Annotated in this window: 13 protein-coding genes; 4 read left to right on the top strand and 9 right to left on the bottom strand. The window is 72.8% G+C overall.

Going from position 1 to position 14,337, the window contains the following annotated elements; all coding sequences use genetic code 11:
- From ACIOEW_RS16995 to ACIOEW_RS16985, 3 genes are read right to left on the bottom strand one after another with little or no spacing between them, the layout of a single operon-like run.
- The gene (locus ACIOEW_RS16995) at window positions 1–1,737 is read right to left on the bottom strand and encodes an L-aspartate oxidase (RefSeq protein WP_401964430.1); all 1,737 of its coding nucleotides are present in this window, start codon (window positions 1,735–1,737) and stop codon (window positions 1–3) included.
- Window positions 1,734–2,783 (bottom strand): pantoate--beta-alanine ligase, encoded by a 1,050-nt coding sequence (gene panC, locus ACIOEW_RS16990; protein WP_401964429.1) that lies wholly within the window; start codon window positions 2,781–2,783, stop codon window positions 1,734–1,736. Before panC ends, ACIOEW_RS16995 begins: the two co-directional genes overlap by 4 nt.
- Window positions 2,783–3,736, bottom strand: coding sequence for a Rossmann-like and DUF2520 domain-containing protein (locus tag ACIOEW_RS16985; protein WP_401964428.1), 954 nt, complete (start codon window positions 3,734–3,736; stop codon window positions 2,783–2,785). The genes panC and ACIOEW_RS16985 overlap by 1 nt, the downstream gene beginning before the upstream one ends.
- A 187-nt stretch (window positions 3,737–3,923) precedes the next feature.
- Between ACIOEW_RS16985 and ACIOEW_RS16980 the strand changes: the two genes are divergently transcribed.
- Window positions 3,924–5,141, top strand: coding sequence for a threonine aldolase family protein (locus ACIOEW_RS16980; protein WP_401964427.1), 1,218 nt, complete (start codon window positions 3,924–3,926; stop codon window positions 5,139–5,141).
- A gap of 106 nt (window positions 5,142–5,247) precedes the next feature.
- Entirely contained in the window at window positions 5,248–6,366 is a 1,119-nt protein-coding gene (locus ACIOEW_RS16975) for a DUF5937 family protein (RefSeq protein WP_362553049.1), read from the top strand.
- Between the two features lie 68 nt (window positions 6,367–6,434).
- On the opposite strand, the gene ACIOEW_RS16970 is transcribed toward ACIOEW_RS16975, so the two are convergent.
- The 3 genes from ACIOEW_RS16970 to ACIOEW_RS16960 all read right to left on the bottom strand — a co-directional run bounded on the left by ACIOEW_RS16970 (window position 6,435) and on the right by ACIOEW_RS16960 (window position 9,037).
- The gene (locus ACIOEW_RS16970) at window positions 6,435–7,043 is read right to left on the bottom strand and encodes an AAA family ATPase (protein WP_401964426.1); all 609 of its coding nucleotides are present in this window, start codon (window positions 7,041–7,043) and stop codon (window positions 6,435–6,437) included.
- Window positions 7,044–7,046: 3 nt separating this feature from the next.
- Window positions 7,047–7,721: a response regulator transcription factor gene (locus tag ACIOEW_RS16965; RefSeq protein WP_362553055.1), complete on the bottom strand. Its 675-nt coding sequence runs from the start codon at window positions 7,719–7,721 to the stop codon at window positions 7,047–7,049.
- Window positions 7,722–7,822: 101 nt separating this feature from the next.
- Window positions 7,823–9,037, bottom strand: a complete 1,215-nt coding sequence (locus ACIOEW_RS16960; RefSeq protein ID WP_362553058.1) for a sensor histidine kinase — start codon at window positions 9,035–9,037, stop codon at window positions 7,823–7,825.
- Between the two features lie 96 nt (window positions 9,038–9,133).
- Between ACIOEW_RS16960 and ACIOEW_RS16955 the strand changes: the two genes are divergently transcribed.
- Entirely contained in the window at window positions 9,134–10,126 is a 993-nt protein-coding gene (locus ACIOEW_RS16955; protein ID WP_401964425.1) for an SAM-dependent methyltransferase, read from the top strand.
- A gap of 59 nt (window positions 10,127–10,185) precedes the next feature.
- Entirely contained in the window at window positions 10,186–11,328 is a 1,143-nt protein-coding gene (locus ACIOEW_RS16950) for an NADH-quinone oxidoreductase subunit D (RefSeq protein ID WP_401964424.1), read from the top strand.
- A 45-nt stretch (window positions 11,329–11,373) separates the two neighbouring features.
- Here the strand turns inward: ACIOEW_RS16950 and ACIOEW_RS16945 are convergent, their stop codons facing one another.
- From ACIOEW_RS16945 to ACIOEW_RS16935, 3 genes are all read right to left on the bottom strand, one after another.
- Window positions 11,374–12,423 (bottom strand): hypothetical protein, encoded by a 1,050-nt coding sequence (locus ACIOEW_RS16945; protein ID WP_362553067.1) that lies wholly within the window; start codon window positions 12,421–12,423, stop codon window positions 11,374–11,376.
- 182 nt (window positions 12,424–12,605) lie between these two features.
- Entirely contained in the window at window positions 12,606–13,592 is a 987-nt protein-coding gene (locus ACIOEW_RS16940; RefSeq protein ID WP_362553070.1) for an ABC transporter substrate-binding protein, read from the bottom strand.
- A 70-nt stretch (window positions 13,593–13,662) separates the two neighbouring features.
- Entirely contained in the window at window positions 13,663–14,337 is a 675-nt protein-coding gene (locus ACIOEW_RS16935; RefSeq protein WP_362553072.1) for an ABC transporter permease, read from the bottom strand.

Here is a 14,337-nt window from a genome sequence, read left to right as displayed (position 1 = left end):
TTACGGCTCCTCGGGAGTGGGGTGGGTGGTGCCTGTTGCTGCGCAGTCTGGTGCCCCGGAGGGGCGTACGGGCCCGAATGCCTCGGTATCCGTCCGACGGAGGACGAGCTGCCGGTCGGGGGTGAGCTTCACGACGAGGTGGCGGCGCCAGTTCTCGTCGTCGCGCTCGGGCCGGTCCTCGCGCCAGTGGCAGCCGCGGGTCTCCTCGCGCTGCCGGGCAGCGGCGACCAGGACCCGGGAGACGAGGAGCAGGTTGGTAACCTCCCAGGCCTCGACCCCGGGCACCGCATCCTTGGGCTCGGCCGCCCCGGCCTTCAGGAACGCGCTGCGGTGCAGGTCCTCCAGCTCCTCGGCGGCCCTGGCGAGGCTGTCGGCGGAACGCACGACACCGGCGCCGCGGGTCATGATGCGCTGGATCGTGCTCCGGGCCTCGGGAGGCAGCAGCGGGGAGGGCGCGGGGTGGCCGGCGACGGTGGCGGTGCCGGACCGGGGCCGGTCGGCGACGATGTCGGCCGCGATGCGCTCGGCGAAGACGAGGCCTTCCAGGAGCGAGTTGGACGCCAGCCGGTTCGCGCCGTGCACTCCGGTGCAGGCGACCTCGCCGCAGGCGTACAGGCCGGGCACGGTCGTACGTCCCCGCAGGTCGGTGCGGATGCCGCCGGAGGCGTGGTGCGCGGCCGGGGCGATCGGGATCGGCTCGGTGACCGGGTCGATGCCATGGGTCCGGCAGGCCGCCAGGATGGTGGGGAAGTGCTGCTCCCACATCTCGGCGCCGAAGTGGCGGGCGTCGAGGTACATGTGCTCGGTGCCGTGCAGCTGCATCTGGCGGGTGATGGCCTTGGCGACGATGTCGCGCGGGGCCAGCTCCGCCAGCTCGTGCTGCCCGAGCATGAAGCGCGTGCCGTGTGCGTCGACGAGATGGGCGCCCTCGCCCCGTACCGCTTCCGAGACGAGCGGCTGCTGGCCCTCGGCACCGGCGCCGAGGAAGAGGACCGTGGGGTGGAACTGGACGAATTCGAGGTCCGAGACCTCCGCGCCCGCCCGCAGCGCGAGTGCCACGCCGTCGCCGGTGGCGACCGGCGGGTTGGTGGTGGCGGAGAAGACCTGGCCCATGCCGCCGGTGGCGAGGATGACCGCGGGGGCGTTGACCGCGCCGACCCCGTCGTGCTGACCCTCGCCCATGACGTGCAGGGTGACGCCCGCGGTACGGCCTTCGGCGTCCGTGAGCAGGTCGAGCACGAGGGCGTTCTCGACGGTGTGCAGGGCCGCTTCGCGGACCGCTTCCACCAGGGCGCGGGAGATCTCCGCGCCCGTCGCGTCGCCGCCCGCGTGGGCGATGCGGCGGCGGTGGTGGCCGCCCTCGCGGCCCAGTGCGATGGTGCCGTCGTCCGCGGTGTCGAATTGGGCGCCGGTGCCGATCAGCCGGCGTACGGCGTCGGGCCCCTCGGTGACGAGGGCGCGGACCGCCGCCTCGTCGCACAGGCCTGCGCCGGCGACCAGGGTGTCGTCCAGATGCTGTTCCGGAGTGTCGCCCTCCCCCAGGGCGGCGGCGACGCCGCCCTGCGCCCAGCGGGTGGAGCCGTCGTCGAGGCGGGCCTTGGTGACGACGACGGTGGCGAGCCCCGCGGCGGCGCAGCGCAGCGCGGTGGTGAGGCCGGCCACGCCGGAGCCGACCACCACGACGTCGGCGTCGATGGACCAGCCAGGGGCGGGGGCGGTCAGCCGTATTCCGGTCACGCGGGGGCTCCGAAGGTCAGCGGGATGTTGTCGATCAGGCGGGTGGTGCCCACCCGGGCGGCGACGGCGAGGATCGCGTCACCGGCGGTGCGGTCGTCGGGGATCTCGGTGAAGTCCGCCGGGTCCACGAGCGCCAGGTAGTCGAGGGCGAGCGGGGGCTGCTCGGCCGCCGCGTCGTCCAGGATCGCGCGGGCGGCGGCTCGCACCGCGGCGGGGCCGCCGTCCGGCCGGGCCCGGGCGACCGCCTGGGCGTCGGCCGCCAGTCTGGACTCGCCCAGCCGGGTGAGTCCGGCGGCCCGGCTCTCCGTCGCCCCGGCGGCCTGCGCGCGGGCGTGCAGCGCCTGCTGGGCGGCGAGCCGGTCACGGGCTGCGAACAGCGCCCTGGAAAGGGCGAGCGCGGTGTGGCGCTCGTGGAGGTCGAGGAAGCGGTTGCGGCTGGAGAGCGCGAGACCGTCGGGCTCCCGGGCCGTCTCCACGCCCACGATCTCCACGGGGAAGTTCAGATCGCGCACCATGCGGCGGATCAGCGCCAGCTGCTGGGCGTCCTTCTGTCCGAAGAACGCGACATCGGGGCGGGTGAGGTGGAGCAGCTTGGCGACGACGGTGAGCATGCCGTCGAAGTGCCCGGGGCGCGAGGCGCCTTCGAGGCGCTCGCCCATCGGGCCCGCGGAGATGCGGACCTGCGGTTCGCCGCCGGGGTAGACCTCGTCGACGGACGGTGCGAAGACCACGTCGGCGCCGGCCGCGCCGGCCACCGCGAGATCGGCGTCCAGGGTGCGCGGATAGCGGTCGAGGTCGGCGCTCTCCCCGAACTGGAGCGGGTTGACGAAGACGGTGACGACGACCTGGCCGGCCGGGCCGACAACCGCACGTGCGGTTTGTATCAGGGAGGCGTGGCCCTCGTGCAGAGCGCCCATCGTCATGACGACGGCACGCTCGGCCCGGGTGGCCGGCGCTTCGGAGGGGGCCGGGTCCCGGTCCGGGGCGTGGGCCGCCAGCTCGGCGGCGGTGCGGAGCAGGGTGGCGGCGGATGCGGATGCGGTCATCAGGACTCCTCCGGTCCGTTACCTGCACTGCCGGATGCGGCCGAGCCGTCGGCCAGGACGTCGAGCAGGTCCTCGGCGAGCTCGGGCTTGAGCATGCCGTGGGCGAGCGCGCGGTCGGCGGTGGCGCGGGCCATCGCGACGTAACCGGCCACCGTCTGCGGGGCGTGGGTGCGCAGCTCGCCGATGTGCGCGGCGACCGTGCCCGCGTCGCCCCGGGCGACCGGGCCGGTCAGGGCGGCGTCACCTGAGCGCAGGGCGTTGTCCAGAGCAGCGCCGAGCAGCGGGCCGAGCATCCGGTCGGGGGCGGCGACCCCTGCCGTGCGCAGCAGCTCCATCGACTGGGCGACGAGGGTGACCAGGTGGTTCGCGCCGAGGGCGAGCGCCGCGTGGTAGAGCGGGCGGGACTCCTCGGCGATCCACTCGGGTTCGCCGCCCATCTCGATGACCAGCGCCTCGGCGGCGAGCCGCAGCTGCTCGGGGGCCGTGACCCCGAAGGAGCAGCCTGCCAGCCGCTGGACGTCCACGGAGGTGCCGGTGAACGTCATCGCCGGGTGCAGGGCCAGGGGCAGGGCGCCGGCCCGCAGAGCGGGATCCAGCACCTTCGTCCCGTACCGCCCCGAGGTGTGGACGATCAGCTGTCCGGGGCGGACCGCACCGGTCTCGGCGAGGCCCTCGACGAGCCCCGGCAGGGCGTCGTCGGGCACGGTCAGCAGGACCAGCTCCGCGCGCGCGAGGACCTCGGCGGGCGGCACCAGGGGGACGTCGGGGAGCAGGGTGGCGGCGCGGCGCACCGAGGCGTCGGAGACGCCCGACACGGCGACGGGGCGGTGCCCGGCGAGGGCCAGGGCTGCGGCGAGGGCGGGGCCGACACGGCCCGCGCCCACGACGCCGACGGTGAGCCGGGCGGGGCGGTCCCTCGCGTCGAGGGGCTCCTTGGGCGTTGTTGCATTCACGCGGCGGTGGCCTTCCGTTCCAGTCCGCGGGGGGTACCGGACGCTTTCTCTGCATGCTACGCCAGCGTTTCGTCCGGGCCCCCGGCTGTCCACAGGCTGTGGGAAACTCCCGGCCGCGGCAGCACCGGCGGGCCGGGGGCCTCCTTATCCTGTGGGCAGGGGCGGCGTTCTGCGTGATGATCGTCCCATGGCAGACGGATACGAGCAGGTGCGCGACGAGGCGACGGACGGGCCGCAGGGCCTCAGCGGACACGGGGACGAGGACGCCGATCAGCAGCGGCTGCGCCGCATCGCCGCGTGGCGGCAGGCCCGGAGGCTTCTGTCCCGGTCGTCGGCGGACCGCTCGCTCGGCGAGCAGCTGGCGTCCCTGACCGCGGGCGCGGCCACGGTCACCGATCCCGGCCTGCCCGCCGACATCTACGGCAACGGCATCGTCGCCGAGCTCGAGCAGCGGATCGCCGGACTGCTGGGGACCGAGGCCGCCGCGTTCTTCCCGACCGGGACGATGGCGCAGCAGGTCGCGCTGCGCTGCTGGGCCGGGCGCACCGGCAACCCCACGGTGGCCCTGCATCCGCTCGCCCACCCCGAGGTGCACGAGCGCGGCGCCCTGTCCGCGGTCAGCGGGCTGCGTACGGTTTACCCGACGACCGAGCCGCGGCTGCCCACGGCGGACGAGGTCCGTGACTTCGCGGAACCGTTCGGCACCCTGATGCTGGAGCTGCCGCTGCGCGACGCCGGCTTCGTCCTGCCCACGTGGGAGGAGCTGGAGGCCGTGGTGGCGGCGGCTCGCGAGCGCGATGCGGTGGTGCACTTCGACGGGGCGCGGCTGTGGGAGTGCACCTCCCGCTTCGGGCGTGAACTGCCGGAGATCGCGGCACTCGCGGACAGCGTGTACGTGTCGTTCTACAAGACCCTCGGCGGAATCTCCGGGGCGGCGCTCGCCGGATCCGCCTCGCTGATCGACGAGGCCCGCACCTGGCGGCACCGGTACGGCGGTCAGCTCTTCCAGCAGTTCCCGGCGGCGCTCGCCGCGCTGATCGGCCTGGACCGGGAGCTGCCGAAGCTTCCTTCGTACGTGGCGCAGGCGAAGGTGGTGGCCGCCGCGCTGGCCGAGGGGTTCGCCGAGGCCGGTGCCGGGTGGTTCCGGGTGCATCCGGAACCACCGCACACCCACCAGTTCCAGGTCTGGCTGCCCTACCCGGCGGATGTCCTGGCGGAGGCGTCCCTGCGCCAGGTGGAAGAGACGGGCGTGGCCCTGTTCCGCATGTGGCACCCGGCTGCCGCGGGGCCTCCCGGGATCTCGTTCACGGAGGTCACGGTGTCGGAGGCGGGTCTGGAGTGGACGGCGGCGGACGTGAAGGCGGCCCTGGGCGAGTTCCTGAAGCGGGTGGCTCAGCAGTCGTGAGGCGCGCCGGGCCGGCCGGCGCCCCGGACGTTCCGGCGCGCGCCCCGATTGACGCCGGCCGTCAATCGGGGTTCGGGCCGTCCCGCTCACCCCGCACCATGGACGGGTGAGCGTAACCATCGACATCGCGGGGCTCGACCCCGGCCGCGTCATCTTCGAGACCTCGCCCCTCGTCGAGCTGGGGGTCGCCCTGCACGCGCTGTCCGAGCCGGGACACCACCCCGGGCTGCACGGCTGGACGACGGCCACCACCACGTCCCTGGAACCGGACCTGGCCGACCGGCTGCACGAGGCCGAGTTCCTGTGGCGGAACACGTTCTCGGACATCTTCATGCCGTTCGCCGGCGTCCTCGGCGGCAACGGGAGGACGGGCGCCGACCTCTCCGAGGACCTGGACATCCTGGACCGGCTGGACGACGAGCGGTTCGTCTCCGCAGCCCTGGAGTTCACCTGCGCGAACCTGTACGGGACCGGCGCGGCCTCCCCCCTCCACGATCCCGGCATGCGGGCCCGGGCCCTGGACATGGCGGCGGCGCGCGGACCGCAGCAGGTGGAGTTCACCCAGCGGCTGCTGGCCGATCCCGCCCCCGTACGCCTCTGGATCCGGCGCCTCTTCGAGGACTGCGACCAGGCGTTCTTCGCGGACACCTGGCAGCGGGTGCGGGTCCAGCTGGTGGCCGACGCACGGCACAAGACGGATCTGCTGCGGCACAAGGGGCTCGCCGAAGCCGTGCGGGCCGTCTCTCCCGCGCTCTCGGTCGACGAGGACGGTGAACGGATCAGCGTCGACAAACTGACCGAGGGCTCGACCGACGCCACCGACCCCGCGGTCGGCGCGGGACTCACCCTCATCCCGACCAGCTTCGGCTGGCCGCATCTGATGGTGCTGCACGCCCCGGGCTGGCGACCGGTGATCCACTATCCCGTGCACCGGCCGGAGCTGCCCTCGCCCGCCTCCGTGGAACAGCTCCAGCTCCGGATGGAGGCCCTGGCCCACCCGATGCGGATGCGGCTGTGCCGCAACATCGCCCGCTCGCCGTACACGACCGGGGAACTCGCCGACACGAACGGGATCACCGCCCCCGAGGTCTCCCGCCATCTCACGGTCCTCAAGAAGGCCGGCCTGGTCACGACGCGGCGCCGCGGCCGGTACGTGCTGCACCAGCTGGACCTGACCGTGGTGGCGCGGCTCGGCAGCGACTTCCTGGAGGGGATCCTGCGCTGAGACCGGGGCGGTGCGGCCGGCGGTTCCGACCGACCGGCAAGGGGGCGGCGGCGCGGGGTCTGCCGGTCTCAGTCGAACCGGATGTGCCGGATACCCGTCCAGGCCCGCCGCACCCGGTGCCGCAGCGCACTGTCCGTGTCCGGCAGCAGGGTGAGGCCCGCCGACGCGGCGATCCGACCGGCGACCTGGGGGACCGTCATCCGGTCGGTACGGATGTGCTCGGCGAACTCCGGGGACGCGAGCCGCTCCAGGCAGTGGTCCAGTTTCGCGACGGCGAAGCTCTCACGCTTGAGCCCGCGCCCCAGCCCGCGTTCGCGCAGACGACCCAGCACCGTTTCGCGTTCGGCGAGCAGGGCGAAGTGGTGCACCGCGTACCCGTCCTCGCGGAGCCGCCCGATGATCTCCGCGAAGTAGCCGGCGTCGACCAGGGTCATCGGGGCGATGACCGTGCCGGGGTGTCCGCGCAGGGCGAGAGCGAGCATGTCGTGCACCCCCTGCCGCCAGGCCGGCAGATCCTGGAAGTCCCCGCGGAGCGCGGGCGGAAGCGTCCGGTGCAGCCCGAAGCCGACATGCTCCGGATCGCAGACCGCGCTGCCGGGCAGCCGACGCTGCAGCTCGTACGCCGTCTGTGTCTTGCCGCCGCCGAACGGGCCGTTGACCCACACCAGCGCGCCCATCGCTCAGCCCGCCCCGCCCCCGGCGCGCACCAGCCCGGTCTCGTACGCGAGGACGACGACCTGCACCCGGTCGCGCAGGCCCAGCTTGGTCAGGATGCGGCCGACATGCGTCTTCACGGTCGCCTCGGAGAGCACCAGCCGCCCCGCGATCTCGCCGTTCGACAGCCCCTGGGCCACCAGGAGCATCACCTCGCGTTCGCGTTCGGTGAGCTTGGCGACGTCCTTGTGCTGCGGCTCGGCCGTGCCGCTGGGCAGCATCGACGAGAAGCGGTCGAGCAGCCGGCGGGTGGTGGACGGGGCGACGACGGCGTCGCCGCTGTGCACGGAACGGATCGCGGCGAGCAGTTCGCCCGGCGGCACGTCCTTGAGCATGAAGCCGCTGGCCCCGGCCTTCAGCCCCGAGAACGCGTACTCGTCGAGGTCGAACGTCGTCAGGATGAGCACCTTGGGCGCATCGGGCTGGGCGCAGATGCGACGCGTCGCCTCGACGCCGTCCAGCCTGGGCATGCGCACGTCCATCAGCACCACGTCGACGGCGGTGGAGCGCAGGTTCTCGATCGCCTCCGCGCCGTCGCCGGCCTCGGCGACGACCTCCATGTCCGGCTGCGCGGCGAGCACCATCCGGAAGCCGGTACGCAGCAGCGCCTGGTCGTCGACGAGCATTACGCGGATCGCCATGGGGTCCCTGTCTCCTGTTCGTTCTGCGGTCGGTTTCGGCCTGACGGAAGCCGCCGGGGCCTTTCGTTCGGATCAGGCTGGGGCTCGCCCGGACGGAGACCCTAGTTCGCGGCCTTGAGCGGCAGCAGCGCGCTGATCCGGAATCCGCCGCCGGGACGCGGTCCGGCGTCCAGCGTGCCGCCGACCATGCCGACCCGTTCGCGCATGCCGATCATGCCGTGGCCCGCGCCGTCGGCGCCGCCGTCCTCGTACAGCTCGTGCGCCGCACCCCGGCCGTCGTCCTCCACCAGCAGGCCCAGCCCGTCGTCGAAGTAGACCAGCCGCACGCTGGCCCCGGCGTTCGGACCACCGTGCTTGCGCGTGTTGGTCAGGGCTTCCTGCACGATGCGGTACGCCGTCAGCTCCACTCCGCTGGGCAGCGAGCGCGGGGTGCCCTCGATCTTGAAGTCGACGGCCAGACCGGCGGCCCTGACGTGCTCGATCAAGTCCTCGATCTGGTCGACGTCGGGCTGCGGAACGTACTCCCCGGTCTCCGGGGTGTCGCCCGTGCGCAGCACGCCGAGCAGCCGCCGCATCTCCGCGAGTGCCTGGCGGCCGGTGCTGGAGATGGTCTCCAGCGCCTGCCGGGCCTGGTCGGGGGCCGCGTCCATCACATAGGCGGCGCCGTCCGCCTGCACCACCATCACGGAGACGTTGTGCGCGACGACGTCGTGGAGCTCGCGGGCGATACGGGCCCGCTCGGCCGCCACCGCGACCTTCGACTGCGCCTCGCGCTCCCGCTCCAGCCGGGCGGCGCGCTCTTCCAGCTGATCGAAGTAGGCCCGCCGGGTCCGCATCGAGTCGCCGAGCACCCAGGCCAGGACGAACGGCACCGTCATCACGACGACGATGAACACCGACTCCACCCAGCTGCGCGGCGCCCCCTCCTGCTCCGGCCAGCGGAGCTGGGAGAGACCCGCCGCGCACAGGCTGCAGGCCAGGGCCAGCCGGGACGCCCAGCGTTCGCCGACCGTTGCCACGGTGAAGGTGATCACCAGCATGGCGAAGTTCGCGACGGTCGGTCTGACCCCGAACACCAGCTGGGCCACGCCCATCGCGATGGCGAGCAGCAGCATCTTCTCGGGCGCGCGCCGGCGCAGCGCGACGACGGTGCAGAGACCGATGACGATCGGCACTATGGCGATGCGCTCTCCGCGGCCACCGCGCCCCATGTCGCCGACCACGATCGTCATGCCGGAGATCCCGAGGAGGAAGACGGCCCAGAAGCAGTCGACGCCCGTCGGGTGTCTGCGGATGAAGTCGTAGAGGCGCTGCACGTAACCCAGCGTAGGGAAAGCCAATGGGTGCGTGGGTCAGCCGAAGGGCCGATCCAGGTCCGGAGACCGTACTCCCCAAGGTGGAGACTTGGGAACGTGATGGATGAGTGGCGTGGGTGGCAGGAGGCGGCCGAGACCGCTTTGTACGGGGACGAGGGGTTTTACCGGAGCCCCGAAGGGCCTGCCGGGCATTTCCGTACCTCCGTGCACGCCTCCCCGCTGTTCGCCGCGGCCGTCGCCCGGCTGCTGGTCAGAACGGCAGCGGAACTGGGGGCGCCGGATGTGGACCTGGTGGATCTGGGAGCGGGGCGCGGAGAACTGTTGACGGGCGTGCTCGCGGCGCTGCCTGCCGAGGGCGGCGACGGCCTCACGGTGCGGGCGTACGCCGTCGAGCTCGCCGCCCGCCCGCCCGGTCTGGACCCCCGGGTGGAGTGGTGCGCCGAGCCGCCGCGGGGCGTGCGCGGGCTGCTGTTCGCCAACGAGTGGCTGGACAACGTGCCGGTTCCGGTCGCCGAGACGGATCCGGACGGCGTCCAGCGGTACGTCCTGGTGCGCACGGCGGACGGCGCGGAGCGGCTGGGCGAACCGGTGAGCGGGCCGGACGCGCGCTGGCTGCACCGCTGGTGGCCGTCGGCGGGGCCGGGCAGCAGGGCCGAGATCGGCCGCCCGCGCGACGAGGCGTGGGCGGGCGCGGTGTCCACACTGACCGCTGGACTCGCGGTGGCGGTGGACTACTGCCACGTACGGGAGGAGCGGCCGCCGTTCGGCACGCTGACCGGCTTCCGGGCGGGGCGGGAGGTGCCCCCGGTGCCGGACGGCAGCTGCGACCTCACCACGCACGTGGCCCTGGACGCGTGCGCGGCGGCGGGCGGCCCGGGAGCGGAGATCCGCACCCAGCGCGAGGCGCTGCGGGAGCTGGGCGTGAGCGGTGAACGCCCGCCGCTGTCGCTGGCGTCGGGCGACCCGGCCGGATACGTGCGCGCCCTGGCGTCCGCGGGCCAGGCGGCTGAGCTCACGGCCCGGGGCGGCCTGGGCGACTTCGGCTGGCTGACACAGCGGGTGGGCCCTTTCAGCCCCTCCGGCGACTGAGGAGCGGGGGTCCGGGGGCAGCGCCCCCGGAATCGGGCCCGCAGGCAATACTGTCCCCCATGACGGAGACGACAGTCGGCATCGGCGGCGCGGCGGAGAGCACCGACATGGTGCTCAACATCGGCCCCCAGCACCCCTCCACGCACGGCGTGCTCCGTCTGCGCATCGTCCTGGACGGCGAACGCATCCAGCACGCCGAACCGGTCATCGGCTACATGCACCGCGGCGCGGAGAAGCTCTTCGAGGCCCGCGACTACCGGCAGATCGTGATGCTCGCCAACCGCCACGACTGGCTGTCGGCGTTCTCCAACGAGCTGGGCGTCGTGATGGCCGTCGAGCGGATGCTCGGCATGGAGGTGCCGGAGCGCGCGGTCTGGACCCGCACCCTGCTCGCCGAGCTGAACCGGGTCCTCAACCACCTGATGTTCCTCGGCTCGTACCCGCTGGAGCTCGGCGGGATCACCCCGGTGTTCTACGCGTTCCGGGAGCGCGAGGAGCTCCAGGCCGTGATGGAGGAGGTCTCCGGCGGCCGGATGCACTACATGTTCAACCGGGTCGGCGGCCTCAAGGAGGACCTCCCGGCGGGCTGGCTCGGCCGCGCCCGGGCCGCCGTCGCCTCGGTCCGCTCCCGGATGGACGTCTACGACAAGCTGGTGCTGGGCAACGAGATCTTCCGGGGCCGTACCCGCGGGGTGGGGGTGCTGTCGGCCGAGGCCGTGCACGCCTACGGGGTGTCCGGGCCGATCGCCCGCGCCTCGGGCGTCGACTTCGACCTGCGGCGCGACGAGCCGTACCTCGCCTACGGGGAGCTCCAGGACACCCTGAAGGTCGTCACCCGTACCGAGGGCGACTGCCTGGCCCGGTTCGAATGCCTGCTGGACCAGACGCACAACGCCCTGGACCTGGCGGACGCCTGCCTGGACCGGATGGCCGGTCTGGCGCCCGGTCCGATCAACCAGCGGCTGCCCAAGGTACTGAAGGCCCCCGAGGGCCACACCTACGCCTGGACCGAGAACCCGCTCGGCATCAACGGCTACTACCTGGTGTCCAAGGGCGAGAAGACCCCGTACCGGCTGAAGCTCCGCTCCGCCTCGTTCAACAACATCCAGGCGCTCACGGAACTGCTGCCGGGCACGCTCGTCGCCGACATGGTGGCGATCCTGGGGTCGTTGTTCTTCGTCGTCGGCGACATCGACAAGTAGCCCCGCCCGCCCCGGGTCCCCGGGGCGGCTGCCGCCCGTTCGGTCCTACGAGATCGCGCTGCGCAGCTCCGCCACGTCCAGCTGCTCGGTCTCGTCGTGCGCGGTCAGGTCGATGACCTTGCCGACGGCCCTGTTCTCGGCCGTGCCCGTACGGTGCGCGGCCAGCGCCTCCTCGCCCACGACATCGGCGAGGTCCTCGTTCTGCACGGACTCGATCGCGGCGTGCGCCTTCTGCGTACCGAAGAAGTCGAAGCTGCCCTGCGGCACCAGGTGACGGCGGGACGCCGCGTACGGCACGACCGCGCTGGCGGCCGGCACCTGGCGCGGTGCGGGCAGGGCCTGGGACGGCCGGGTCGCGGGCAGGGCGGCCTGCGGGCGGCGACGCTGCTCGGCGCCCGGGCGGACGTCGGCCGTCTGCCCGTCGGCTGCCCCGGAGCCGGCGGCCGCCGCGTGCTTCCCCTGCGGCTCCTCCGCCTCCCTGGCCCGCTCCGCGAGATCGCGCTTCCTGGCCTGCTCGGCGGTGCGCCGCGCCTCCTGGAGCGCCCCGTTGCGCGTGAGGTCGTCGAGGGCCTGGGCGGCGCGCAGATACGCGGACGGGGTGGGGGTGCTGCGCGCGGCGGGCAGTTCGCGGGGCGGCGCGGCCGCCTCCAGCGCGAGCTGTCGACGGCTCTCCAGCACACTGGCGCGCTCGGTCTCGGCGTTGGCGTACCGCCGCAGCAGCGCGGCGTGCTCGCCCCGCAGCCCGGCGAGCTCCACACGCTTGCGGCGCAGTTTCGTCTCCAGGCGGGCGCGCAGCTCGCGCGACTCCTCCAGATCGGCTTCCAGCTCCGCCACGCGTTCCTCGGCGCGCCATTCGTCACTGGCGCGGGCGCGCGTCAGCTCCGCGACACGACGGCCCGCCTCCCGGTCCCAGCTGCGCATCAGATACGCGCCGGTGACCGCGGCGGCCGCCGCGGCGGCGACCAGTCCGCGCAGGACCAGCGGCTCGGCGAGCAGCCAGGCTCCCGCGGCACAGACGACCGCGGCTCCGGCGACGGCCGAAGGCGGAAGGATTCTGTGCAGAGGTGGCGAATGGCGATGGCGTCCACGTGGCATGGCCCGAAATTTACCGTGCGTACGGGCCGCTTGGGGGGCCGCCCGGCAATCTGTTCCCGGGCAGTTACCTGACGGCCCCTGAATCACTCACTCCACGCCTGCCGGAGAGAGTTCCCGTACGCCTTCCGGGACGCTCCGGAGCTAGCCCCGCACGGCCCTTTCGGGGACTTGTGAGGCGTTCGCTACTTCTTGATCAGACCTTTCGTCTCCAGGTATTCCCTGGCCACATCGGCGGGCTTGGCGCGCTCGGCGTCGACCTTGCGGTTCAGCTCCGCCAGATCCTGAGTGGTGAGTGCGTCGGTGAGCTTGCCGAGGGCGTCGGCGATGTCCTGGGCGCCGGCGTCCTCGGCATTGAGGACGGGCAGCACGTTGTCCGCGTTCTGGAGCTTCTTGTCGTCGTCCAGGAAAACGAGACCGAAGGTGTCCAGCACCGCGTCCGTGGTGGTCGTGAGGACCAGCTGGTCCTTGCCGTCCTTGACCGCCTGCTTGGACTGCGGGGTGCCGACCCCCTTGGGGTCGATGCCGGTGACGTCGATGCCGTACGTCTTCTTCAGCCCGGGTGCGCAGAACGGCCGCACCTCGCACTCGTCACCCGCCGCGATCTTCACTTTGATCTTGGAAGCACCGAGATCCGAAAGACTCTTGAGCTTGTTCTTGTCCGCGAATTCCTTCGTGACCGCGAAGGCGTTCTGGTCGACGGCCTCGCCGGCCGGCAGCACCTTCAGCCCGCGCGGAGTGGCGAGCTTCTCCAGAGCGGCGACCGTGGCCGCGGCGTCGCCCGAGGCGACGGGCTTGGCCTCGGCCGCCTTCGCCCCGTTCACCTTGGCGTTGAGGAATTCCGCGATCGTCGCCGCATATTCCGGGACGACGTCGATCTCCCCCTTCTCCAGCGAGGGTTCGTAGAGTTCACGGTTCTTCACCGTGGTGACCGACGTGCTGTATCCGGCGTCGGACAGAACTCCGGCGTACAGCTCCGCGAGCACCTTGGACTCGGTGAAGGCGGCGGCGCCGACGACCAGCGAGCCCTTCTTCCCCGACTCCTTGTCCCCGGCGGACCCGGCGGACCCGCCCTTGTCCTTCTCCAGGCTGTCGCCACCGCAGGCGGCGAGCGAGCCCGCGAGCGCGACGATGCCGATGACCGCGCCGGCTATGCGCGAGGTCCTGCTCATGATGTTCTCCGTCCACGGCAACGAGGCCATATGCGATAAGCGGTATCGGTTGGTTGAGCCGGCCGGACCCTCATGCCGTCCGGCGGCGGCGCAGCGGTGACAGCAGCCGGTCGATGCAGACCAGGGCCGTCTCCACCAGCAGGGCGAGCACGGCGACCAGCAGGGCGCCCGCGACCACCTGCGGGGTGTTGTACGTGTTGAAGCCGGCGGTGATGATCCGGCCGAGGCCGCCCTGGCCGACCATCGCGGCGATCGTCGCCGTGGCCACGACCTGCACCGAGGCCGAACGCAGCCCAGTCATGATCATCGGGTAGGCCAGCGGGAGTTCGACACGGAGGAAGAGCTGGCCGCCCGACATGCCCATCCCCCGCGCGGCCTCCGCCACCGAACGGTCCACCTCCGTCATCCCGACGTAGGCGTTGGTCAGCAGCGGCGGCACGGCGAACAGCACCAGGGCGATGATCGTCGGTATGTATCCCGCGTTGCGCAGGGGCGAGACCATGAAGAGGGCCAGCACCGCGAAGACCGGGATCGCGCGCCCCACGTTGGAGATGTTGACGGCCAGCGCACCGCCCTTCCCGATGTGTCCCAGGTACAGGGCGATGGGCAGCGCGATGGCACAGGACAGGGCGAGCGCCACCCCGCTGACGTACAGATGCTCGCCGAGCCGGTGGGCCACCCCGCTCTCCCCCGACCAGTTGGCGCCGGTGGTGAGCCAGGTCCAGGCCTCTCCGAGAACTCCCAT

Source organism: Streptomyces sp. NPDC087901 (assembly GCF_044742205.1).
Classification (GTDB): domain Bacteria; phylum Actinomycetota; class Actinomycetes; order Streptomycetales; family Streptomycetaceae; genus Streptomyces.
The sequence above is the reverse complement of the archived record's forward strand: the minus strand, read 5'-3'. Positions and strand labels throughout refer to the sequence as shown.